Below are 505 nucleotides of genomic sequence, written 5' to 3'. Positions count from 1 at the left end.
TTGATGAAGTGAATAATAAATTTTGGTATATCGAGCAAAAAGATAACCTTTACACGGTGCTTTACGGTGCGGTTGGAACCGAAGGGCAAAAACACACTAAGACCTTTGCCTCGCAGGAGGAAGCAGAAAAAGAAGCCTGCAAAATAATAAAATCAAAACTTAAAAAGGGTTATCAAGAAAAAACCATACCAGCAACCCTATTGCCCGCGATAGCCCGATTAAGTCAAATTATCAAAATGCCCGATGCCCCAAAACCGAAATACCACCCCAAACCCACACCACCCAAAGATGTGATTGATGACGGTAAAGAAAAACCATGGTTTGATCTTGATGAATGGGCTGATGAGGGTCAACCTAACCCATTTGATTTTGATGAGTTACGTAAAGTTCCGCCTAAAAAAGTTGCTCCAGTTAAACAACCACCAAAACAAAGTAATGCCCCGATTAAAAAAGAGACAGTCACCAAAACACCACAAGAACAAGAATTTGATAACTTAAAAGTTTT

1 protein-coding gene is annotated in these 505 nt (G+C 39.4%); it reads left to right on the top strand.

Annotated elements, in window-relative coordinates; translation table 11 throughout:
* A partial coding sequence (locus J3U42_RS12345) for a WGR domain-containing protein (RefSeq protein WP_267336625.1) occupies positions 1 to 505 on the top strand: 505 nt, incomplete at both ends.

The sequence above is a fragment of the Gilliamella sp. B2923 genome (assembly GCF_026536565.1).
In the GTDB taxonomy this organism is placed as follows: domain Bacteria; phylum Pseudomonadota; class Gammaproteobacteria; order Enterobacterales; family Orbaceae; genus Gilliamella.
This window is presented reverse-complemented; position numbering and strand designations above follow the sequence as displayed.